The organism is Streptomyces sp. NPDC057099 (assembly GCF_042671245.1).
Classification (GTDB): Bacteria; Actinomycetota; Actinomycetes; order Streptomycetales; family Streptomycetaceae; genus Streptomyces; species Streptomyces purpurascens.
On sequence record NZ_JBHUTX010000036.1, the window covers coordinates 19,027 to 40,385 of the forward strand.

The 21,359-nt window shown below is 70.8% G+C and carries 22 protein-coding genes; 11 read left to right on the top strand and 11 right to left on the bottom strand.

The annotated features are described in order from the left end of the window. Position 1 precedes the first annotated feature (1 nt). The 5 genes from ACFT4A_RS31140 to ACFT4A_RS31160 all read left to right on the top strand — a co-directional run bounded on the left by ACFT4A_RS31140 (position 2) and on the right by ACFT4A_RS31160 (position 4,348). Positions 2–181, top strand: a complete 180-nt coding sequence (locus ACFT4A_RS31140; protein WP_382836607.1) for a hypothetical protein — start codon at positions 2–4, stop codon at positions 179–181. Beyond that, positions 178–564, top strand: coding sequence for a type II toxin-antitoxin system death-on-curing family toxin (locus tag ACFT4A_RS31145; protein ID WP_382836610.1), 387 nt, complete (start codon positions 178–180; stop codon positions 562–564). The genes ACFT4A_RS31140 and ACFT4A_RS31145 overlap by 4 nt, the downstream gene beginning before the upstream one ends. Positions 565–702: 138 nt before the next feature. Further along, entirely contained in the window at positions 703–2,502 is a 1,800-nt protein-coding gene (locus ACFT4A_RS31150) for a DEAD/DEAH box helicase (RefSeq protein WP_382836613.1), read from the top strand. A gap of 337 nt (positions 2,503–2,839) precedes the next feature. After that, positions 2,840–3,481, top strand: coding sequence for an IclR family transcriptional regulator (locus tag ACFT4A_RS31155; protein WP_382836616.1), 642 nt, complete (start codon positions 2,840–2,842; stop codon positions 3,479–3,481). Between the two features lie 75 nt (positions 3,482–3,556). Then, complete coding sequence (locus tag ACFT4A_RS31160) at positions 3,557–4,348, top strand: S16 family serine protease (RefSeq protein WP_382836619.1); 792 nt, start codon at positions 3,557–3,559, stop codon at positions 4,346–4,348. Here ACFT4A_RS31160 and ACFT4A_RS31165 read toward each other — a convergent pair. The 7 genes from ACFT4A_RS31165 to ACFT4A_RS31195 form a co-directional block, all read right to left on the bottom strand. Then, a complete protein-coding gene (locus ACFT4A_RS31165) occupies positions 4,345–4,530 on the bottom strand; it encodes a hypothetical protein (RefSeq protein WP_382836622.1) in 186 nt (61 codons plus the stop codon). The genes ACFT4A_RS31160 and ACFT4A_RS31165 overlap by 4 nt on opposite strands. A gap of 1 nt (position 4,531) precedes the next feature. After that, complete coding sequence (locus tag ACFT4A_RS31170) at positions 4,532–5,116, bottom strand: ArsR/SmtB family transcription factor (protein ID WP_382836624.1); 585 nt, start codon at positions 5,114–5,116, stop codon at positions 4,532–4,534. Positions 5,117–5,180: 64 nt separating this feature from the next. Next, positions 5,181–6,068 (bottom strand): glycine betaine ABC transporter substrate-binding protein, encoded by an 888-nt coding sequence (locus ACFT4A_RS31175; RefSeq protein ID WP_382836755.1) that lies wholly within the window; start codon positions 6,066–6,068, stop codon positions 5,181–5,183. 503 nt (positions 6,069–6,571) lie between these two features. After that, a complete protein-coding gene (locus ACFT4A_RS31180; RefSeq protein ID WP_382836627.1) occupies positions 6,572–7,393 on the bottom strand; it encodes an ABC transporter permease in 822 nt (273 codons plus the stop codon). Next, a complete protein-coding gene (locus tag ACFT4A_RS31185) occupies positions 7,390–8,652 on the bottom strand; it encodes a betaine/proline/choline family ABC transporter ATP-binding protein (RefSeq protein ID WP_382836630.1) in 1,263 nt (420 codons plus the stop codon). Before ACFT4A_RS31185 ends, ACFT4A_RS31180 begins: the two co-directional genes overlap by 4 nt. Beyond that, positions 8,645–9,292 (bottom strand): ABC transporter permease, encoded by a 648-nt coding sequence (locus tag ACFT4A_RS31190; RefSeq protein ID WP_382836632.1) that lies wholly within the window; start codon positions 9,290–9,292, stop codon positions 8,645–8,647. Before ACFT4A_RS31190 ends, ACFT4A_RS31185 begins: the two co-directional genes overlap by 8 nt. Before the next feature lie 18 nt (positions 9,293–9,310). Then, the gene (locus ACFT4A_RS31195) at positions 9,311–9,781 is read right to left on the bottom strand and encodes an Lrp/AsnC family transcriptional regulator (protein ID WP_003990570.1); all 471 of its coding nucleotides are present in this window, start codon (positions 9,779–9,781) and stop codon (positions 9,311–9,313) included. A gap of 123 nt (positions 9,782–9,904) precedes the next feature. Between ACFT4A_RS31195 and hppD the strand changes: the two genes are divergently transcribed. Next, the gene (gene hppD / locus ACFT4A_RS31200; RefSeq protein WP_382836635.1) at positions 9,905–11,050 is read left to right on the top strand and encodes a 4-hydroxyphenylpyruvate dioxygenase; all 1,146 of its coding nucleotides are present in this window, start codon (positions 9,905–9,907) and stop codon (positions 11,048–11,050) included. A 48-nt stretch (positions 11,051–11,098) separates the two neighbouring features. Here hppD and ACFT4A_RS31205 read toward each other — a convergent pair whose 3' ends face one another. Then, positions 11,099–12,559, bottom strand: coding sequence for a tetratricopeptide repeat protein (locus ACFT4A_RS31205; RefSeq protein ID WP_382836638.1), 1,461 nt, complete (start codon positions 12,557–12,559; stop codon positions 11,099–11,101). Positions 12,560–12,651: 92 nt separating this feature from the next. On the opposite strand from ACFT4A_RS31205, the gene ACFT4A_RS31210 reads away from it, so the two are divergent. Continuing rightward, positions 12,652–14,067: an FAD-binding oxidoreductase gene (locus ACFT4A_RS31210; protein WP_382836641.1), complete on the top strand. Its 1,416-nt coding sequence runs from the start codon at positions 12,652–12,654 to the stop codon at positions 14,065–14,067. 22 nt (positions 14,068–14,089) lie between these two features. Here the strand turns inward: ACFT4A_RS31210 and ACFT4A_RS31215 are convergent, their stop codons facing one another. Further along, on the bottom strand, positions 14,090–14,500 hold the full coding sequence (locus ACFT4A_RS31215) for an SsgA family sporulation/cell division regulator (RefSeq protein WP_382836644.1): 411 nt from the start codon (positions 14,498–14,500) through the stop codon (positions 14,090–14,092). A 229-nt stretch (positions 14,501–14,729) separates the two neighbouring features. Between ACFT4A_RS31215 and ACFT4A_RS31220 the strand changes: the two genes are divergently transcribed. Together ACFT4A_RS31220 and ACFT4A_RS31225 are read left to right on the top strand one after the other, a co-directional pair. Further along, positions 14,730–16,367, top strand: a complete 1,638-nt coding sequence (locus tag ACFT4A_RS31220) for an RDD family protein (protein ID WP_382836647.1) — start codon at positions 14,730–14,732, stop codon at positions 16,365–16,367. 59 nt (positions 16,368–16,426) lie between these two features. Then, positions 16,427–17,098, top strand: a complete 672-nt coding sequence (locus ACFT4A_RS31225; protein WP_382836650.1) for an RDD family protein — start codon at positions 16,427–16,429, stop codon at positions 17,096–17,098. 23 nt (positions 17,099–17,121) lie between these two features. On the opposite strand, the gene ACFT4A_RS31230 is transcribed toward ACFT4A_RS31225, so the two are convergent. Next, positions 17,122–17,406: a hypothetical protein gene (locus tag ACFT4A_RS31230; protein WP_382836757.1), complete on the bottom strand. Its 285-nt coding sequence runs from the start codon at positions 17,404–17,406 to the stop codon at positions 17,122–17,124. A 404-nt stretch (positions 17,407–17,810) separates the two neighbouring features. Here ACFT4A_RS31230 and ACFT4A_RS31235 point away from each other — a divergent pair, with 404 nt between their 5' ends. Both ACFT4A_RS31235 and ACFT4A_RS31240 read left to right on the top strand, forming a co-directional pair. Further along, positions 17,811–20,171: an immune inhibitor A domain-containing protein gene (locus ACFT4A_RS31235; RefSeq protein ID WP_382836653.1), complete on the top strand. Its 2,361-nt coding sequence runs from the start codon at positions 17,811–17,813 to the stop codon at positions 20,169–20,171. 122 nt (positions 20,172–20,293) lie between these two features. Then, on the top strand, positions 20,294–20,635 hold the full coding sequence (locus ACFT4A_RS31240; RefSeq protein ID WP_382836654.1) for a hypothetical protein: 342 nt from the start codon (positions 20,294–20,296) through the stop codon (positions 20,633–20,635). Positions 20,636–20,683: 48 nt separating this feature from the next. On the opposite strand, the gene ACFT4A_RS31245 is transcribed toward ACFT4A_RS31240, so the two are convergent. Continuing rightward, entirely contained in the window at positions 20,684–21,274 is a 591-nt protein-coding gene (locus ACFT4A_RS31245) for an isochorismatase family protein (RefSeq protein WP_382836657.1), read from the bottom strand. Positions 21,275–21,359 lie beyond the last annotated feature (85 nt).

Below are 21,359 nucleotides of genomic sequence, written 5' to 3' on the forward strand. Positions count from 1 at the left end.
CGTGGCGTGTTCGGCACCGGGTGGTCGTAAGGCATTCGCCGGTTCCCGGCCGCCGTTCCCCGAGGACATCGCCCTGGACGCCGTACTGCACCGGCTCGCGCGGGAGTCGTCGCCGGTGCGGGTCACGGCGGAGTCGCTCGCCGGCGCGCACGCCGAGCTGTTGCGGAGGCTCGGCGAATGACCAGGCACCTCACCGTCGCGGAGGTCACGGCGATCGCCCGGATCGCCTTCGGCGGGCCGGGCGACGGGCCCGCCCCCGAGGTCCGGGAGGCCGGACTGTTCGTGTCCGCCGTGCACCGGCCGCGCGCCCGGATGTTCGGTACGGCGGCCTACGAGGACCTGCACGCGCAGGCGGCCGCGCTGCTGCACGCCATCGCGACGAACCACCCGCTCGTCGACGGGAACAAGCGCACGGCCTGGCTGGCCGCCGCGACCTTCCTGGGTGTGAACGGCGTCGATCTCACGGGCTGCGACCAGGACATCGCGTACGACCTGGTCATCGATGTGGCCTCCGGGGACGAGAGCGACATCTCCGTGATCGCGGGTCGGTTGAGGGGGCTGTGACGTGGATCCCACCCGTGGGTGGTCCGGGCTTGTCCGCGCATTGACGGGGCCGGGCCGCCGGTAGGGTGGCCCGGTTGTCATACGTAGCCGAGCCGTTTGGCTCGCTCGCACGAGCCGCCCGACCCCCTTACGGAGACCGTGACTACCACCGCCGGCACCAGTTCTGCCTCGCACCACCTGTCCCCGGCGTTCCCCGGCCGCGCCCCCTGGGGTACCGCCAGCAAGCTGCGCGCCTGGCAGGAGGGCGCGATGGAGAAGTACATCCAGGAGCAGCCGCGGGACTTCCTGGCGGTCGCCACCCCCGGCGCCGGCAAGACGACCTTCGCGCTGACGCTGGCCTCCTGGATGCTGCACCACCACGTCGTCCAGCAGGTCACCGTCGTCGCGCCCACCGAGCACCTGAAGAAGCAGTGGGCGGAGGCGGCCGCGCGGATCGGCATCAAGCTGGATCCCGAGTACAGCGCGGGGCCGCTCGCCAAGGACTACCACGGGATCGCCGTGACGTACGCCGGTGTCGGTGTGCGGCCCATGCTGCACCGGAACCGGGTCGAGCAGCGCAAGACCCTCGTCATCCTCGACGAGATCCACCACGCCGGTGACAGCAAGTCCTGGGGCGAGGCGTGCCTGGAGGCCTTCGAGCCCGCGACCCGTCGGCTCGCCCTGACGGGTACGCCCTTCCGGTCCGACACCAACCCCATCCCCTTCGTGACGTACGAGGAGGGGAACGACGGGATCCGGCGGTCCGCCGCCGACTACACCTACGGTTACGGCAACGCCCTCGCCGACAACGTCGTGCGGCCCGTCATCTTCCTCTCCTACAGCGGCAACATGCGCTGGCGCACCAAGGCCGGTGACGAGATCGCGGCGCGGCTGGGCGAGCCGATGACCAAGGACGCCATCAGCCAGGCCTGGCGTACCGCCCTCGATCCGCGCGGCGAGTGGATGCCCTCCGTGCTGCGCGCCGCCGACCAGCGGCTGACCGAGGTGCGCAAGGCCATCCCGGACGCGGGTGCGCTCGTCATCGCCGCGGACCAGGACTCCGCCCGCGCCTACGCCAAGCTGATCCGGGAGATCACCGGCAGCAAGGCCACGGTCGTGCTCTCCGACGACACCGGCGCCTCGAAGAACATCGACGACTTCAGTGCGAGCACCGACCGGTGGATGGTCGCGGTGCGGATGGTGTCCGAGGGTGTCGACGTGCCGCGGCTCGCGGTCGGCGTGTACGCCACGACCATCTCGACGCCCCTCTTCTTCGCCCAGGCCGTGGGCCGTTTCGTACGGTCCCGGCGACGCGGCGAGACCGCTTCCGTGTTCCTGCCGACCGTGCCCGATCTGCTCTCCTTCGCCAACGAGATGGAGCGCGAGCGGGACCACGTCCTCGACAAGCCCAAGAAGCAGGGCGAGGAGGACCCCTACGCCGAGTCCGAGAAGGAGATGGACGAGGCGAACAGGGAGCAGGACGAGGACACCGGCGAGCAGGAGCAGTTCTCCTTCGAGGCGCTGGAGTCCGAGGCCGTCTTCGACCGGGTCATGTACAACGGCGCCGAGTTCGGCATGCAGGCCCACCCGGGCAGCGAGGAGGAGCAGGACTACCTCGGGATCCCGGGTCTCCTGGAGCCCGACCAGGTCCAGCTGCTGCTCCAGAAGCGGCAGGCCCGGCAGATCGCGCACAGCCGCAAGAAGCCGGACGAGGACGCCGACCTGCTCGAAATGCCCGCCGAGCGGCGGCCGGTGGTCTCCCACAAGGAGATGATGGAGCTGCGACGTCAGCTCAACGGGCTGGTCGGCGCGTACGTCCACCAGAGCGGCAAGCCGCACGGGGTGATCCACACCGAGCTGCGGCGCGTGTGCGGGGGGCCTCCGGCGGCGGAGGCGACGCCGGGGCAGCTGCGGCAGCGGATCGCCAAGGTGCAGGAGTGGGCGACCCGGATGAAGTGAGTTCCCGTCGGTTGTCGGCTGCGGCTTGTGTGTGGCTGTTCGCGCAGTTCCCCGCGCCCCTATGGGGGCGCTCATACCGCCGCAAATTCGAGCAGTATTCCGCACTCACTGCCCGGATTCTGGACGGAGCCTTCCGCTCAGCGAACCCGCCCCGCTACTGTCCGGCTACGCACACGCCCCGTGGCAGCGCCGCCGCGGAGCGCAGCCGTGAAGCGACGCGGTCCGGACTGGCCGGGCCGCCGGCCGATCGGCGGCCTCTGAAGCGCGTTGCCGACGGGACTCGGTGACGCACCAGCCGCCAGAGGGCCGCCGACCTCACCACTAAGGAGTGGGCGTCGTGACCGCGGAGACCTCTCAGACGCTCGACCGGGGACTGCGTGTCCTCAAGCTGCTCGCCGACACGGACCACGGGCTGACCGTGACCGAGCTCTCCGTCCGGCTGGGCGTGAACCGGACCGTGGTGTACCGGTTGCTCGCCACCCTGGAACAGCACGCGCTCATACGTCGTGACCTGGGCGGACGTGCCCGGGTCGGGCTCGGTGTGCTGGGGCTGGGGCGGCAGGTCCATCCGCTGGTGCGGGAGGCCGCGATGCCGGCGTTGCGGTCGCTGGCCGAGGACATCGGCGCCACGGCCCACCTGACCCTGGTCGACGGGGCGGACGCGCTGGCCGTGGCCGTGGTGGAGCCGACCTGGACGGACTACCACGTCGCCTACCGGGCCGGATTCCGGCACGCCCTGGACCGGGGCGCGGCAGGCAAGGCGATCCTCGCGGCCCGGCAGCGCCCGATGGCGGACCCGGGCTACATCCTCACGCACGGGGAGCTGGAGGCGGGCGCGTGCGGGGCGGCGGCACCGCTGCTGGGTGTGACGGGCGTCGAGGGCAGCGTGGGTGTGGTGATGCTCGCGGACGTGGTGCCGGAGCGGGTGGGGGAGCGGGTCGTCGAGGCGGCACGGGAGGTCGCGGACGCGCTGCGCTGACCTCCGCCGTGTCCCCGGGCAGGGTCCGGACGCCCTGATCCGGGCCGTATCCCGCCCCCGCGTTAGATTGATCCCGTGTTCTCTCGTCTCACGCGCCCCCGGGCCATCGCCGTCTGTGCCCTGCCCGTCGCCGCCCTGCTCGCCACGGCGGTGTTCGCGCCGCTGCCGTTCTCGGTGGCGCAGCCGGGGATGACGGCCAACGTACTCGGGGAGAACAAGGGCGCCGAGGTGATCACCATCTCGGGCGCATCGGCCCGGGACACCCGTGGGCAACTGCGCATGACGACCATCGAGGCGACCTCCCCGGACACCCGCGTCTCGCTCCCCGACGTCATCGACGGCTGGTTCCGCACCGACCAGGCGGTCATGCCGCGCGACGCCGTCTATCCGAACGGGGACAGCGTCAAGGAGATCGAGCGGCACAACGAGGAGCAGATGAAGGAGTCCCAGGACGCGGCGACGCAGGCCGCGCTGGGCTACCTCGGTCTGAACGCCAAGGACGTCGAGGTGAGCCTGAAGCTCGCCGACGTGGGCGGGCCCAGCGCGGGGCTGCTGTTCTCCCTGGGGATCATCGACAAGCTCGACGGCGACGGCAGCGGCGGGGATCTCACGGGCGGCCGTGTCATCGCCGGTACGGGCACGATCGCCGAGGACGGGACGATCGGTGCGGTGGGGGGTGTCGCCCTCAAGACGCAGGCCGCGCGGCGTGACGGCGCGACCGTGTTCCTGGTCCCGAAGGCGGAGTGCGGGGATGCGCGGGCCGAGCTGCCGAAGGGGCTTCGGCTGGTTCCGGTGACCACGCTGAAGAGCACGGTGAGTTCGCTGGTGGCCCTGGAGACCGGGAAGGGCTCAGTGCCGAGTTGCTAGGGGACGGCGGCTGCCGTCCCCGGCCGGGTGGCGAGCCGTAGCCCGACCTCCACGAGGGTCCAGCCGAGGCGGGCGCGCAGGTGGTGAGCCTGCCTGGGTCTGACGGGCCTCGGGGCTTGGGCTTCGGCCTCGAGTTCGGCCGCGCGGGCGTGGTGCAGGGGCAGGTGGATGTCGGGGTGCATCTCAGTCCGTCCTGGTCGGGAACGCGTGGGTGTGGATGCGGACCTGCTCGGTGTTGGGGGTGTCCTCGGTGGGCGCGCGGTCGCGGTAGGACTCGACCAGGGCGTGCATCTTCTCGACGAGTTCCCCTGCCAGTTCGGGCGACAGACGCAGAGTGAAGCTGCTCATGTCCCCGACGTCGCGCCACTCGTCGGGCCATGAGTCACGGTTGCCCAGCCAGGTCGACAGATCCCGGGTCTGGGAGGTCGCGACCTCGTGGAGGTACAGATCCGCCGCCCCGCGTACCACCGGGTCCGAGTCCTTGAGCAGATCGCGGTTGAAGCGCAGTCCGCGGTAGACCGCTCGCCACCAGCGCTCACGCCCCTTGCCCCGCTCGGGGTCGTCCTCGACGAAGCCGTACTCCGCGAGTTGGCGCAGGTGGTAGCTGGTGGCGCCGCTGGACTCGCCCAGTTTGTCGGCCAGTTGCGAGGCCGTGGCCGGGCCGCCGAAGCGCAGGGCGTCCAGCAGCTGCATCCGCAGGGGGTGGGCGAGTCCGCGCAGGGAACGGGGGTCGAGCTCACGCACCTGAGGGTTCTGGGGTTCGGGCATGATGCAAAGCTATCCTTGCAAAGGAATGCTTGCAAGGGTTTCTTTGCAACGGTCTCTTTGGAAGTCATCCCTCCTTGACGAACCCCTCCTCCACCATCCAGTCGAGCGCCACCTGGTGCGGATCCTCCCCGTCCACATCCACCTTCGCGTTCAGCTTCCGCGCCACCGCGTTGTCCAGCTTCGCCGTGACCGGGTCGAGCACCTCCGCGATCGCCGGCCACTCCTTCAACGTCTTCGCGTTGATCATCGGGGCGGCGTTGTAGTTGGGGAAGAACTTCTTGTCGTCGTCCATCACGGCGAGGTTCATCGAGTTGATGCGCCCGTCGGTGGTGTACACCTCCCCGTAGGTGCAACTCCCCTTCGCCGCCTGGGTGTAGATGATCCCGGTGTCCATCTGCGTGATGTCCCGGGCCGGTACGTCCATGCCGTACGCCTTCTGCATGCCCGGCAGCCCGTCCGCCCGGTTGGCGAACTCGACCTCCACGCACAGGGACGCCGCCCCGGGGTCGGACTTCGCCAGCTTCGCCACGTCCGACAGGGTCTTCGTGCCGTACTTCCTCGCGTTCTCCTGGTTCATGGCCAGCGCGTAGGTGTTGTTGAGTTCCGCGGGCTGCAGCCAGGTCACCCCGTTGCGGGCGTCGTCCTTGCGCACCGCCTCCCACTGCTCGCGCGGGTCGGGGATGGGCTTGCTGTTGCCGAGGTACGTGATCCAGGCCGTGCCCGTGTACTCGTACCCGGCGTCCGCGTCGCCCTTCCGGACGGCCTCGCGGCTGCCGATGGAGCCCTGGATGCCGGTGCGGTCGATCACCTCCGCACCGGCCGCCTCGAACGCGATGCCCATGATCGAGCCGAGGATCAGCTGCTCGGTGAACGACTTCGACGTCACCGTCAACTGCGCCCCCTTCAGCGGCTCACCCCGCCCGATCGACCCCGGCTTCACGTCATCGGTCATGGGGGACCCACTGGTCAGCCCACACCCGGAGACCACGGCCAGCAGCCCGGCCACCACCAGCAGCCTCGCCACCGGCAGGGCACGTATGCCGTCCCGCACCGGTAGCTCCGCCGTCGGGCGTGTGGGGAGGCCGCCCCGCGCCGGCTGCCCCGCCGTCGGCAGTGCGGGGACGCCGTCCCGTGCCGACTGCCCCATCCCAGGCAGGGCGCGTGCACCACTCCACGACCGCAGCCCCGCCGTCGGCAGTGCGGAGACGCCGCCCCGCGTCAGCCGCCCCGCCGTGGGCAGGGCGCGTGCACCACTCCTCGACCACAGCCCCGCTGCCGACACGGCAGGGACGCCGCCCCGCGTCAGCCGCCCCGCCGCCCACAGGGCACCTACGCCACCCCTCGCCCACAGCCCCGCCGCCGACAGGGCAAGAACGCCACCCCAAACCAGCCACCCCACCCCCGCCCCTACCCCCAAGCCACCCCACCACCGCACCCTCACCCACCCACGCCCCCTCACGACTGCAACCCCCGAGGCCGCAGCAGCAACTCAGCGATCGACGCCAGCCAGTCGACCAGCAGCGCCAGTGCCACCGTCAGGATCGACCCCAGCACCAGCACCGGCATCCGCTGGTTGGTGATGCCGGTGGTGATCAGTACGCCGAGGCCGCCGCCCCCGCCGAAGACCGCCAGGGTCGCCGTGCCGACGTTGAGGACCAGGGCCGTACGGACACCCGCGAGGATCAGGGGGACGGCCAGTGGCAGTTCGACGCGGCGCAGTACGCCCCTGGGGGACATGCCGATGCCGCGCGCCGCTTCCAGCAGGGTCGGGTCGTTCGCCTTGAGGCCGGTGATCGTGTTCGACAGCACGGGCAGGATGGCGTAGATGATCATGCCGATCAGGGCGGCCCTGCGACCGATGCCCAGCCAGATGACGAGGAGCGCCAGGAGGCCGATCGCCGGGGTCGCCTGGCCCATGTTGGCGAACGCCATCGCCACCGGCGTGGCCCTGCTGAACGCCCCGCGGGTCAGGAGGATGCCCAGCGGGATCGCGATGATCAGCACGAAGAACGTGGAGATCACGGTCAGCTGGATGTGCTGCCACAGCGCCTTGGAGACCTGGCCGCCCGACAGGGCGTTCCGGGAGAGCGCGTCCAGGTCGGCCTGGAGGAACCAGAGCCAGGTGGCGAGCAGCAGGGCCACCAGCGCGGTGGGCAGGACGGTCAGCTTCTGCCAGCTGATGCGCGCGGGCCGGGGAGCCGGTGGCGTCCGGGGCGTCTCGGTCTTCTCCTCGGCCGGCGGCTCGGACGGGACGTCCCGCACCTCGGGCGCGGTCACGCCTTCCGCTCCACGCCGAGGCCCACGCCCGTGACGCTCGCGCCGCCCTCCTGCTCCGCGTGCGTCTGCGAGGCCCGCAGCGACTCCAGCTCGTGCTGGTGCTCCAGCGCGTCGAGCCGGTCGGCCTCCAGCAGTTCGTGCACGGAGTTGATGAGCGTCTCCATGTCGACGACGCCCGTGTACTCGCCGCGCCGCCCGGTCACCGCCACCCGACCCGCGTTGTCGGTGAGCACCGCCTCCAGCGCGTCCCGCAGCGTCGCGTCCCGGGTGACCGTGTCGTGCACCAGCGTCCCCGCCCGGGCCAGCGAACCCCGGGCCCGCATCAGATCGCCGCGCCTCAGCCACTTGTAGGGGCGGCCGCGCCGGTCGAGCAGCAGCACCTCGTTGGTGCCGCCGGCCCGCAGCCGGTTGAAGATCTGCTGCAACGGGTCGTCGATGGTGACGGTCGGATAGTCGGTGACCTCCACGTCCCGTACGCGGGTCAGGTTCAGCCGCTTCAGCGCCGCCCCGGCGCCCACGAACCCGGACACGAAGTCGTCCGCCGGGTTGGTGAGGATGGCCTCCGGGGTGTCGAACTGCGCGATGTGGGACCGCTCGCGCAGGACGGCGATCCGGTCGCCGATCTTGATCGCCTCGTCGAAGTCGTGGGTGACGAAGACGATCGTCTTGTGCAGCTCGTGCTGCAGCCGGATCAGCTCGTCCTGGAGATGGTCACGGGTGATCGGGTCCACCGCCCCGAACGGCTCGTCCATCAGCAGCACCGGAGGATCGGCGGCCAGCGCCCGCGCCACGCCCACGCGCTGCTGCTGACCGCCCGACAGCTGGCGCGGATAGCGACCGTGGAACTCGCCGGGGTCGAGGCCCACCAGGTCGAGGAGTTCCTCGGTCCGCTCCTTGATCCGGGCCTTCGCCCAGCCGATCATCTTCGGTACGAGGGCGATGTTCTGCGCGACCGTCATGTGCGGGAAGAGACCGGCCGACTGGATCGCGTAGCCGAGCTTGCGGCGCAGCTTGACCGGGTCCATGTCGGTGACGTCCTCACCGCCGATGCGGATCCGGCCGCCGGTCGGCTCGATCAACCTGTTGATCATCTTGAGCGTGGTCGACTTACCGCAGCCCGAGGGGCCGACGAGGATGACGACCTCGCCCGCCTTGATCTCCATGCTCACGTTGTCCACGGCCGGCTGCGCGCTCCCGGGGAACAGCTTGGTCAGGCTCTCCAGCTCGATGGAGGCCCCGTGGTCGCCGGACTCAGGCACGGATCCCCCTGGGAATGGTCAGCCGTCCGATCAGGACGTACGCGGCGTCGAACAGCAGCGCCAGGACGATGATGCCGAGCGTGCCCGCGAGGACCTGGTTGAGCGCGTTCGCGCTGCCCAGCGAGGCCAGGCCGCGGAAGATGACATTGCCGAGGCCGGGTCCTGAGGCGTACGCCGCGATGGCCGCGATGCCCATCAGCATCTGGGTGGAGACCCGGATCCCGGTCAGGATCGGCGGCCAGGCCAGCGGCAGCTCGATCCGCAGCAGCCGGGACGACCGGGACATCCCGATGCCCGTGGCCGCGTCCACCAGCGACGGGTCGACCCCGCGCAGGCCGACGATCGCGTTGCGCACGACCGGCAGCAGCCCGTACAGCGTCAGGGCGATCACCGTGGGCGGCACTCCGAGCCCCACGATCGGGATGAGCAGACCGATCAGGGCCAGCGCCGGGACGGTCAGGATGGTGGCGGTGGTCGTGGTCGCGAGGTTCCCGGCCCACTCGCTGCCGTAGGTGACGACGGCGATCAGCACCCCGATCAGGGTCGCCACGACCATGCACTGGAAGACGACGCTCGCGTGCTGGTAGGCGTCCGTGAGCAGCTGTTCTTTCCGGGTGCCCAGATACTCCAAGAAGTTCACACGCGCTCACCCCACGACTCAGGTCTCCTCCGCTGCCTGCTCCACCAGCGGGATGATCCGCAGCGGAACGGGGTTCTCCATGACGATCGCCGTGGAGGCCCGGACGATGCCATCAAAACCGACGACCCGGTCGATCACACGCTGGAGATCGGCGTTCGAGCGGGCCACGAGGCGGCAGAGCATGTCCCCGCTGCCGGTGGTGGTGTGCAGCTCCAGCACCTCCGGCACGGTCGCCAAGTGGGCCCGTACGTCGGCCCCTTGGCCCTGTCGGATCTGGAGCGTCGCGAACGCCGTGACCGGGTAGCCGAGCGCCGCCGGATCCACCTCCGGACCAAAGCCGCGGATGACTCCGTTCGACTGAAGCCGGTCGAGGCGGGCCTGTGCCGTGCCCCGGGCCACGCCCAGCCGCCGGGACATCTCCAGCACCCCGATCCGCGGCTCCCGGGCCAGCAGCAGGATGATCCGGCCGTCCAGATGATCGATCGCCACAGCAGCCTCCCGGAGTGGTCATCCTGTACAGAAAGGCCGTTGCGGCGGCCCTATCGCTAAGCAGATTGCCCAGCAGAAACGCAAACTATTGCGCACCTTGCCGAGCGGGGGGACCCTGCGGCTATGACGCAGACCACACACCACACTCCCGACACCGCCCGGCAGGCCGACCCCTTCCCGGTCAAGGGAATGGACGCGGTCGTCTTCGCCGTGGGCAACGCCAAGCAGGCGGCGCACTACTACTCCACCGCCTTCGGCATGAAGCTGGTCGCCTACTCCGGACCGGAGAACGGCAGCCGCGAGACCGCTGCGTACGTCCTGGAGAACGGCTCCGCCCGCTTCGTCCTCACCTCGGTCATCAAGCCCGCGAGCGACTGGGGTCACTTCCTCGCGAAGCACGTGGCCGAGCACGGCGACGGCGTCGTCGACCTCGCCATCGAGGTCCCGGACGCGCGCGCCGCGTACGCCTACGCGCTCGAACACGGCGCCCGCTCGGTCGCCGAGCCGTACGAGCAGAAGGACGAGCACGGCACGGTCGTCCTGGCCGCCATCGCCACCTACGGCGAGACCCGCCACACCCTCGTCGAGCGCTCCGGCTACGACGGCCCCTATCTGCCCGGCTATGTGGCGGTCGAGCCGATGGTCGAGCCGCCCGCGCAGCGCACCTTCCAGGCGATCGACCACTGCGTCGGCAACGTCGAGCTCGGCCGGATGAACGAGTGGGTCGGCTTCTACAACAAGGTGATGGGCTTCACGAACATGAAGGAGTTCGTGGGTGACGACATCGCCACCGAGTACAGCGCGCTGATGTCGAAGGTCGTCGCCGACGGCACGCTCAAGGTCAAGTTCCCGATCAACGAGCCGGCCATCGCCAAGAAGAAGTCCCAGATCGACGAGTACCTGGAGTTCTACGGCGGCGCGGGCGTGCAGCACATCGCGCTCAACACCAACGACATCGTGCAGACGGTCCGCACGATGCGCGCGGCCGGCGTCGAGTTCCTGAACACGCCGGACTCCTACTACGACACCCTGGGGGAGTGGGTCGGCGAGACCCGCGTCCCGATCGACACCCTGCGCGACCTGAAGATCCTCGCCGACCGCGACGAGGACGGCTACCTGCTGCAGATCTTCACCAAGCCGGTCCAGGACCGTCCGACCGTCTTCTTCGAGATCATCGAACGCCACGGCTCGATGGGCTTCGGCAAGGGCAACTTCAAGGCCCTCTTCGAGGCGATCGAACGCGAACAGGCCCGCCGCGGCAACCTGTAGCCCGATCGCCCTGAGACGGTGCGGGTGTCACGGGGCACCCGCACCCTCTCATTCCCCTTCCGGCTCCGGGCCCATCACCGGCACCTCCGTGTCCGGGGGCTCGCCCAGCGACTCCATCGCCGCCCGCGCCGCGGGCACCTGCAGCGGTGAGAAGTGCGGGTTGATCCGCAGAGCCTCCGCGAGGTGGCGGCGGGCCGGGCCGTAGCGTTCCAGTTCTCTTTCGATCATGCCGCGGTGAAACATGTACGCCGCGCTGCGCACCCCGCCCCCGTGCTTCTCCTCCGTCGCCCGCGTCGCGAACGCCAGCGCCTCCTCATGTTCCCCGGCCCGGTGCAGTGCCCACCCCAGGGCGTCGGCGACCGCCGTCCCGGGCTGCCGTTCCCACTCCGCGCGCAATCGTCGTACCGCGGCCTCCGGATCGCCGTGGTCCGCCTCGAACTGCCCCAGCACCAGTTCCTCGTCGGCCCCGGCCGCGGTCGCCTCGCGCACCCCCTCCCGCAGCAGGTCGTACTGCACCCGGGCCGCCTCCGGCATCTCCAGCGACTCGTACAACTCGCCCAGCTCCAGGGCGTACTGCGGACACGGCTGCTTGGCGAGCGCCACCCGGTAGGCGTTCAGCGCCTCCGTCGTCCGGCCCAGGGCCGCCAGCGCCCGGCCCTGCCCGGCCTGCGCGGCCCGCTGGTCCGGGTCGAGACGCACCGCCTTCTGGAAGTGCCGCAGCGCGTCCTCGAGGTCCCCGCGCTCCCAGGCCAGCTGCCCGGCCCGCTCCAGATAGGCCGCCCGCTCGGCCGGAGCCCGCGCGCCCGCCGCCGCGTCCGCCAGCGAGGCCGCCGCGTCCTCCCGCCGGCCGTGGTCCCGGTAGACGGCGGCGGCCCGCGCCAGCACGGCGGGCCCGGCCCGCAGCTCCGTCAGCCGGCCCAGCGCCCGCTCGGCCGCCTGGTGCTCGCCCAGCCCGGTGTAGGCGTCGATGAGCAGCGGATACGTCGTCCAGCGCCGAGGCTGGAGCTTCAGCGCCGCCTCACCCCACTGGCGTGCGGCGGGGAAATCCCGGCGGGCGTTGGCCAGCGCGGCGAGACCGTCCAGCGCACGGGCGTTCCGCTTCGGCCGCACCTTCAGCGACGTACGCAGCGCCTTCTCGGCACGCGGGTAGTACGCCGGGTCCGCCAGCCGCCGCCCCTGCTCCACATAGGCGCAACCGAGCACCGCCCAGGACCGCGCGTCCCTCGGGTGCGTCCGCAGCCGCTTCTCCCGAGCGTCGATCAGCTCGGCCAGGCCGGGCAGCGCGGCCGGCACCCCGCCCGCGACCGCCGCCATGGCCTGCGCCCCGGGCGACGGCGGAGCCGGCGGGGCGGGCCGGTCCCACGGCATCAGCACCAGCGCCCCGCCGAGCACGGCACATCCCGCGACGGAGGCGATCAGCACATGCCGACGCCGCACCCGCCGGCTGCGAAAGGGGTGTTTCGAACTCCTGCTCTCCTGTCGCTCCGGGCCCTCCTGATGGTTCTCCATGGCGCTCACTGTGCGTCAGTACGACGACCACACCCGGGCAGGCGAAGGGTGCCGCAGACGGGGTTCACACCGATGGCCCCGGGTGCGAACCTGTGATCATGAGCCGTATCGAAGCGCGCAGCCCCGAGGACACCGAAACGAACGGCGACCTGGTCGGCCTCCTGCTCGGCGGCCTCCCCGCCGAGGCGGTTCTCACCGACTCCGACGTCACGGCCGCCTACGCCAACGACATGGCGAGCTTCTGCCCGGCCGGCACCCCGGCCGTGGTCGTCCTGCCCCGCACGGTCGAGCAGGTCCAGCACGTGATGCGCACCGCCACCGCCCTGCGCGTCCCGGTCGTCCCGCAGGGCGCCCGCACCGGACTGTCCGGAGCCGCGAACGCCTCCGACGGCTGCATCGTGCTCTCCCTGACGAAGATGGACCGGATCCTGGAGATCAACCCGGTCGACCGCATCGCCGTCGTCGAACCCGGCGTGATCAACGCCGCCCTGTCCCGCGCCGTCGGCGAACACGGCCTGTACTACCCGCCGGACCCCTCCAGCTGGGAGATGTGCACCATCGGCGGCAACATCGGCACGGCCTCGGGCGGCCTGTGCTGCGTGAAGTACGGAGTGACCGCCGAGTACGTCCTCGGCCTCGACGTCGTACTCGCCGACGGGCGGCTCATGTCCACCGGCCGCCGCACCGCCAAGGGCGTCGCCGGCTACGACCTCACCCGGCTGTTCGTCGGCTCCGAGGGCTCGCTCGGCATCGTCGTACGGGCCGTCCTCGGGCTGCGCCCCAAGCCGCCCGAGCAGCTGGTGCTGGCCGCCGAGTTCTCCTCCGCTGCCGCCGCCTGCGACGCCGTGTGCCGGATCATGGAGGGCGGCCACGTCCCGTCACTCCTCGAACTCATGGACCGTACGACGGTCAAGGCCGTCAACGACCTGGCGCAGATGGGCCTCCCCGAGAGCACGGAGGCGCTGCTCCTGGCCGCGTTCGACACCACCGTCCCGGCCGCCGACCTCGCCGCCGTCGGCGCGCTGTGCGAGGCCGCCGGCGCCACCCAGGTCGTACCGGCCGACGACGTGGCCGAGTCCGAACTGCTGCTCCAGGCGCGGCGGCTGTCGCTCACCGCGCTGGAGGCCGTCAAGGGCGTGACGATGATCGACGACGTGTGCGTGCCCCGCTCCCGGCTCGCCGAGATGCTCGAAGGGGTCGACCGGATCGCCGAGAAGTACCGGCTCACCATCGGGGTCGTCGCCCATGCGGGCGACGGCAACACCCACCCGACCGTGTGTTTCGACGCGGCCGACCCGGACGAGTCCCGGCGTGCCCGCGAGTCCTTCGACGAGATCATGGCCCTCGGCCTGGAACTCGGCGGCACCATCACCGGCGAGCACGGCGTCGGCGTCCTGAAGAAGGAGTGGCTGGCGCGCGAGATCGGCCCCGTCGGGCTGGAGATGCAGCGGGCCGTCAAGCAGGCCTTCGACCCGCTGGACATCCTCAACCCGGGCAAGCTGTTCTGACCCGCCCCTCCCACTGAACGAGTCACTGGGCGAGCAACTGGTCCAGCTCGTCGTCGAGACCGAGCCGTTCACCCTCCGCCCCCAGCGGGACCACCCGGAGCGTGCGCTCCAGCCAGGCCGACACCTGGGCCGCCGGGGCCTCGAGCAGGGCGTCCCCGTCGGGTGAACTCAGTCCCATCAGCACGACGCCGCGCCCCTCGGACTTCGCCGGCCACACCCGCACGTCCCCCTGCCCGCACGGCCGGAACACGCCCTCCACGAGCAGCTCGCGGGCGAACGTCCAGTGCACCGGGTTCCGGGTGTCGATGTGGAAGGTGACGTGGACGGCGTACGGATCGTCGGTGAGATACCCGAGCCGGGCCGGCACCGGGATCCTGCGCTCCGGCGACAGGACGAGTCTCAGCTCCAGTTCCCGCTCCACAACGGTGTGCATGGCGGTCTTCCCTTCTCCTGACGGCTGCCCGTGCGGGCCGGTCAGGGAGGGAGAGCGGGCGGGGGCCTCCGCATTACGCGGCTTGCCGGAAGTTTTTTCGCTTTTTCGCCGCGTAGCACATCGGTGCTCGAAAGGGGTGGGTCCGGTGGGAGCGGCCGTGGGGCTTGCCCTCGTCTGATAGATGTGGAGGCCCCCAGTTGACCCCCGAGCAGATACGGGACCGACGGACATGAGCGCCCCAACCCCGGCCCCCGGTGACGACCGGCCCCGCGAAGGGTATTACCCGGACCCGTCCATTCCTGGATATGTCCGGTACTGGAACGGTGCCTCCTGGGTGCCGGGCACCAGCCGTCCGGCGCCCAAGGACGGCGAGACGCTCGCGCCGCCGCCCGGTGCGGGGTCCGGCTCCGCCGCCTCGGTCGAGGAGACCGGCCCGCACTTCTTCGACGAGGACCCGGCTGACCCCGCCCAGGAGCCGTCGGCCGCCGACGCCCAGCACGGCAGCCGTCCCGAACCCGCGACCGCCTGGGGCGCCGACCGCTCCCGCCAGTCCGGCTTCGGAGGCGACCAGGACCGCCGTGTCTCGTGGGGCTCCCCGCAGGGAGCACAAGGGGCCGCCGCCGCGCAGGGGTCCGACCCGAGGGTGCCGAGCGCCGACCGCGGGCCGGACGGCGAGTCCGCCGGCCGGCAGGACGACGCCGCGTCCGCCGGCGGCACGTTCGTCTTCCGCCGCCCGACGGGGAAGTCCGGGGGAGGGGCGGCGCCGTCCGCCGACGTTCCCGACGAGGGCACGATGACGTTCCGCGCGGTCTCGCCGCGTCAGGGCCCGGGGAGCCCGGCGTCCGGTTCCGGCGCGCAGGGAGGCCCGGCGGCCTCCGACGGTGGTGCGGGGGCCGGGGGCTTCGGGCCGGCCGGCAGCGGCTCGGCGGGTCCCGTCTTCGGTGGTCAGGTCGGCGCCGGTGGCACCCCGGCCTCCGACGGCAGTGCGGGAGCCGGGGGCTTCGGAGCGGCGGGCGGAGGCTCGGCCGGACCCGCCTTCGGCGCGCAGCCCGGGGCGGCCGGTCCCGGGGCCAACGCGGGGTCGCCCGGCTTCGGTGCCGGCAAGGCGGCCGCCGCCCGGGCCGCCGCCGCGCAGGCGGGCGCCCAGTCCTCTTCGGCCGCCCCGACGGCGCTGTCCGGGCCCCAGGCGGCCCCCACCGTTCCCCCGCAGTCCGGCGGACCCCAGCAGCAGGGGGCCGCCCCCCTCAGCGCGGGCCCCGGCGGCGGTCAGTCGTCCTGGGCGCAGCAGGTGCACCGGCTCGCCGGAACCGGCGACGAGCAGCCCGTCGCGCCCTGGAAGCCGCCGACCGAGGACCTGTTCCAGGCGGCCGCCCGGCGCCAGGCGGCGGCCCGCCCCGCCGGGCTCGGCAAGCGCCTGGCCGCGAGGCTGCTGGACACGGTCGTCCTGCTGGGCGTCACCGCCGCGGCCGGCGTGCCGCTCGGCACCAAGGCGATCGACCACGTCAACGAGAAGATCGACGCGGCCAAGCTCTCCGGCGAGACCGTCACGGTCTGGCTGCTCGACGGCACCACATCGGTCTACCTCGGCATCATCGTGGCCGTCCTGCTGCTCGTGGGCGTCGTCTCCGAGGTGCTGCCCACCGCCAAGTGGGGCCGCACCCTCGGCAAGAAGCTGATGGGTCTCGACGTCCGGGACATCGAGGGCCACGAGGCCCCGGACTTCGGCTCCGCCCTGCGCCGCTGGCTGGTCTACAGCGTGCCCGGGCTGCTCGTCGTCGGGATCGTCGGCGTCGCCTGGTGCCTCTTCGACAAGCCGTGGCGCCAGTGCTGGCACGACAAGGCCGCCCACACGTTCGTGGCGGGCTGAGTACCTCGTACGGCCGTCTGCCGGATGCGGAGGCGGGGGGTTCGCGGTCGACTCGGGCCATGAGCAGTGAACCGCCCCCCGGCTCCGGGCAGCAGCCCCCGGAAGACGACCCGTTCAGGAAGCGGCCCCCGAACGAGCCGCCCGGCGGGGGCGCGGGCTCGCCCTACGGCAGTGAACCCCCGCCGTACCAGGGCGGCGGCGGGCCGTCCGGCGGCCCCGGCGGCGGTCCCTACGGCGGGGACCCGTACGGCGGCGGCTCCTACCCCACCGATCCCCTCGCCGGCATGCCCCCGCTCGCCGACAGCGGCAAGCGCACGCTCGCCCGCATCCTCGACATGATCCTGGTGGGTGTCGTCGTCTGGCTGATCACCTGGGGCTTCGACGTCAACGAGTACGACGTGGACAGCGACCGCATCGAGGTCGGCAAGTCCTTCTGGCAGTCGGGCGTCGCCGCCGTCCTCTACATCGCCTACGACACCATCCTCACCGCCAGGACCGGCCAGACCCTCGGCAAGAAGCTGCTGCACCTGCGCGTGGCCAACCTCGACAACGGCGCCACGCCCTCCGTGCAGAACTCGCTGATGCGTGCCGCGGTGCTGTGGATCCCGTTCGCCTTCTGCTGCGCCTGTGTCTGGACCGCGGTCTGCGGCGGCTGGAGCTTCTTCGACCGGCCCTACAAGCAGGGCCTGCACGACAAGGCGGCCAAGACGGTCGTGGTCAGCACCGGTTGAGAGCCGGAGGGATCAGCCCGCGGTCAGGAGGCGGCTCGCTCGCGCACCGGCTCGGGGGCCGGGGCCGGTGCGGGGACCGAGGCCCGCAGGGGTTCCACGCGGGCGGGTTGTTCCACCGGGGTCCGGCGTTTGCCGGGCAGCGGCACCGTCATGGCGACCAGCAGCCCGAGGGCGAGCGCCGCGAGGGCGATGATCGCGACCCCCACGCCCGAACTCGTCTGTGACAGCAGCAGCATGGCGAGGGTCGAGAAGATCACGGTGCACGAACCGTAGGCGAGCTGTGCGGCAGTCGGACGGGGCATGGCCATCATGTCCTCGAAAGTGGGGGTCCACGGGGGTGTCAGCCTGGCTTTCCGCCGCCTTCCGAGCGTTCCGCCAAACGACATTCTCACGGGCAGGGTGCCCGAGCGGAACGCGCGGTAAGCGTGACCTAATCAACAGGTCCGGAGCACAGGGGGCGCACGGGGTCATGGCGTCCACCTAGTGGACATATGCGCGCGCCTGCTGCCAGATGGGCATGCGGTTGGTTGTCCGCAAAACGAACGTGGACTCCGCATAGTGCACTTGACCTGTCCAAGTCAAGGTCTGTCTTTTCTGCTTAACCTCTAGTCAAATGTCGTCACTTGACTACACGCGTTGATCACGCGCGCGCGGACTCCTGCACATACGAGACCCCTTCCCCCGCGCGCTCGGACGCGGGGGAGGAACTCAAGTGACCAGTAGACCCTGGACGTTCAGAGCGGCCGCCATCGGTGTGGCGCTCGCGGCGGCCACCGCCACCGTCTCCACCTATGCGGTGGCCCAGGCCGACGACGCATCCGCTCCCCGGTCCACCACCGTGGACCGGCACGACCCGGCGGAGCACAAGCACGACGAGCACAACCTCGAAGGCCCGCTGAGCAAGACCCAGGAGGCTCAGCGCCAGGAGGCCCTGAACCAGGTCATATCCGGCAAGTCCACGGTCAAGAACCGTGAGGGCTCCAAGGTCGTCCAGCTCAAGAGCAAGAAGGGCGACAGCAAGTACGTCGAGCTCGGCCGCGAGAAGACCGACAAGATCTTTACGATCCTGGTCGAGTTCGGCGACCAGATCGACAGCAAGTACGGCGGCACCCCGGGCCCGCTGCACAACAAGATAGCCAAGCCCGACCGCAAGAAGGACAACTCCACGGCCTGGCGGGCGGACTACAACCAGAAGTACTTCGAGGACCTCTACTTCGGCACCGGCAAGAACACCGAGTCGGTCAAGAAGTACTACGAGAAGCAGTCCTCGGGCCGCTACTCGGTCGAGGGCGAGGTCTCCGACTGGGTCAAGGTCCCCTACAACGAGGCCCGTTACGGCAACAACGCCTGCGGTGACACCAACTGTCCGAGCGTGTGGAACGTCGTCAGCGACGGTCTGACCTCGTGGGTCGCCCAGCAGAAGGCCGCCGGCAAGACCGACGCCGAGATCAAGGCGGACGTCAAGCAGTACGACCAGTGGGACCGCTACGACTTCGACGGCGACGGCGACTTCAACGAGTCCGACGGCTACATCGACCACTTCCAGGTCGTGCACGCCGGTGAGGACGAGTCCGCGGGCGGCGGCGTACAGGGCACCGACGCGATCTGGGCCCACCGCTGGTACGCCTTCGGCACCGACGCCGGAGCCACCGGCCCCGCGGACAACAAGCTCGGCGGCGCGAAGATCGGCGACACCGGGATCTGGGTCGGCGACTACACCGTCCAGCCGGAGAACGGCGGACTCGGCGTCTACGCCCACGAGTACGGCCACGACCTCGGCCTGCCGGACCACTACGACACCACCGGTGCCGGCGACAACTCCACCGGCTTCTGGACCCTGATGTCCTCCGGCTCCTGGCTCGGCACCGGCAAGAACGAGATCGGTGACCTGCCCGGCGACATGACCGCCTGGGACAAGCTGCAGCTCGGCTGGCTCAAGTACGACACCGCGAAGGCCGCGACGAACTCGTGGCACAAGCTGGGGGTCGCCGAGTACAACACGAAGCACAAGCAGGGCCTCGTGGTGGAGCTGCCGAAGAAGGCCGTCACCACCGAGCTGGTCACCCCGGCGCAGGGCGCCACCCAGTGGTGGAGCGGCAGCGGCAACGACCTCAAGAACACGCTGGCCCGGTCCGTCGACCTGACCGGCAAGAAGTCGGCGTCGCTGACCCTCGACGGCTGGTACGAGATCGAGGCCAACTACGACTACCTCTACGCCGAGGTCTCGACCGACGGCGGCGCCAACTGGACCGCTCTGGACGGCACGGTGGACGGTCAGCCGATCCCGCGTGACGGCAGCGACAAGCCGGCGCTGACCGGCACGGTCGACGGCTACAAGAAGCTGGCGTACTCCCTGGACGCCTACGCGGGCAAGAAGATCGACCTGCGCTTCCGCTACCAGACCGACGGCGGCCTGGCGATGAAGGGCTTCGCGGGCGACCGCATCACCGTCACCGCCGACGGTGCGGCCGTCTTCTCCGACGACGCCGAGTCCGCGGACGCGGCCTGGACGGCGAAGGGCTTCTCCCGCATGGGCGCGTCCTTCACCAAGGACTACGCGCAGTACTACATCGCGGAGAACCGCCAGTACGTGTCGTACGACAAGACCCTCAAGGTCGGCCCGTACAACTTCGGCTTCTCCAAGACCCGTCCGGACTGGGTGGAGCACTACGCGTACCAGAACGGTCTGTTGATCTGGAAGTGGGACACCTCCCAGGCGGACAACAACACCAGTGACCACCCGGGCACGGGTCTGCTGCTGCCCGTCGACTCGCACCCGAAGGCGATGAAGTGGTCCGACGGCACGCTGATGCGCAACCGGATCCAGGCCTACGACTCGCCCTTCAGCCTGTACGGCACGGACGGCATCAAGCTGCACAACGCCGACGTCGTGACGCGCGTCCCGTCGTCGAAGGGGGTGTCGGTCTTCAACGACCGGAAGAACACCTACTACGACGAGACGAACGAGACCGGCGGCGTCAAGATCACTGACACCAACACGAAGATCAAGATCATCAAGGAGGCGAAGGACGGCTCGACGATCGAGCTCGAGGTCGCCCCCGCAGCGAAGTAAAACGCGTTTTCCCAGCTCAGAGCATGATCGGCGGTGACCCCCTGGCGGGTCACCGCCGATCCGTGTTTAGGTGCGTCCTGTGGTTCTCTTATTGACACCGACCGACACGGGGGGATGACCGCATGGCCGCAGGAGGCTTCTGCAAGTTGCCGAACGGCACGGTGGTGGTGGCACTGAACCTGCCCCGCCCCGCCGCCGACGGCCCCGGCTGCGTCCGCGTGCTCGTCCACTCGGCCAACCGCGCCCGAGCCCTGACCAGGCTCCGCAACCTCGGCCTGCGCGCCGTCTACCTGCGCGGCAACGCCGCCCCACCGACCCCCGACGAGATCACGGCGGTCCTCCACCACCCCGACGGCCTCATATGGCGCACGGCCCCTGACAACGGTGTCCTGCCCCCTGACCTCGCCACGGAACTCTGGCGCCCGATCAGATCCCTCCTGAGACGCCCGACGGCCCAGACCTGACCCCGGGACCGCTCCCGGGCCGCACAGCCTGGGAGCGGGCCCACACCCCTACTGGACGACCGGCTTCCCCGACAGTTCCACGCCCGCCTCGCGGAGCTCCTCCAGGGCCCGTTCGGTGGTCTCCTGGGAGACGCCTGCCGTCAGGTCCAGGAGGACCTGGGTGCGGAAGCCCTCGCGGGACGCGTCCAGGGCGGTGGCGCGGACGCAGTGGTCCGTGGCGATGCCGACGACGTCCACCTCCGTCACGTCGCGCGAGCGGAGCCAGTCGGCCAGGTTCGTGCCGTTCTCGTCCGCCCCCTCGAAGCCGCTGTACGCCGCCGAATACGCTCCCTTGTCGAACACGGCATCGATCGAACCGGAAGCGACCGCGGGGGCGAAGTTGGGGTGGAAGCCGACGCCCTCCGTGCCCGCGACGCAGTGCGCGGGCCAGGAGTGGACATAGTCCGGGTTCGTGGAGAAGTGGCCGCCGGGAGCGATGTGGTGGTCGCGCGAGGCCACGATGTGCTGGTAGCCGGACCCGGCCGCCTGCCCGATCAGCTCTGTGATGGCGGCGGCCACATCGGCGCCGCCGGCCACGGCGAGGCTGCCCCCCTCGCAGAAGTCGTTCTGCACGTCTACGACGATCAAGGCGCGGCGCATGGTCGGTGTCCTTCGGCTATGAGGTCGGCAAGCCCGGCCGGTGAACGTCCGAGCCTATGGACGAGGAGGAGAGGGCGGGAGGTGG

Excerpts from the sequence above, each read along its gene's own strand:
- ACFT4A_RS31215 (WP_382836644.1), bottom strand. The coding sequence starts at position 14,500 with ATGCACACCGTTGTGGAGCGGGAACTGGAGCTGAGACTCGTCCTGTCG.
- ACFT4A_RS31225 (WP_382836650.1), top strand. The coding sequence starts at position 16,427 with ATGAGCAGTGAACCGCCCCCCGGCTCCGGGCAGCAGCCCCCGGAAGAC.
- ACFT4A_RS31240 (WP_382836654.1), top strand. The coding sequence starts at position 20,294 with ATGGCCGCAGGAGGCTTCTGCAAGTTGCCGAACGGCACGGTGGTGGTG.
- ACFT4A_RS31205 (WP_382836638.1), bottom strand. The coding sequence starts at position 12,559 with ATGGAGAACCATCAGGAGGGCCCGGAGCGACAGGAGAGCAGGAGTTCG.
- ACFT4A_RS31230 (WP_382836757.1), bottom strand. The coding sequence starts at position 17,406 with ATGGCCATGCCCCGTCCGACTGCCGCACAGCTCGCCTACGGTTCGTGC.
- ACFT4A_RS31165 (WP_382836622.1), bottom strand. The coding sequence starts at position 4,530 with ATGCACCCCGACATCCACCTGCCCCTGCACCACGCCCGCGCGGCCGAA.
- ACFT4A_RS31245 (WP_382836657.1), bottom strand. The coding sequence starts at position 21,274 with ATGCGCCGCGCCTTGATCGTCGTAGACGTGCAGAACGACTTCTGCGAG.
- ACFT4A_RS31175 (WP_382836755.1), bottom strand. The coding sequence starts at position 6,068 with ATGACCGATGACGTGAAGCCGGGGTCGATCGGGCGGGGTGAGCCGCTG.
- ACFT4A_RS31170 (WP_382836624.1), bottom strand. The coding sequence starts at position 5,116 with ATGCCCGAACCCCAGAACCCTCAGGTGCGTGAGCTCGACCCCCGTTCC.
- ACFT4A_RS31145 (WP_382836610.1), top strand. The coding sequence starts at position 178 with ATGACCAGGCACCTCACCGTCGCGGAGGTCACGGCGATCGCCCGGATC.
- ACFT4A_RS31220 (WP_382836647.1), top strand. The coding sequence starts at position 14,730 with ATGAGCGCCCCAACCCCGGCCCCCGGTGACGACCGGCCCCGCGAAGGG.
- hppD (WP_382836635.1), top strand. The coding sequence starts at position 9,905 with ATGACGCAGACCACACACCACACTCCCGACACCGCCCGGCAGGCCGAC.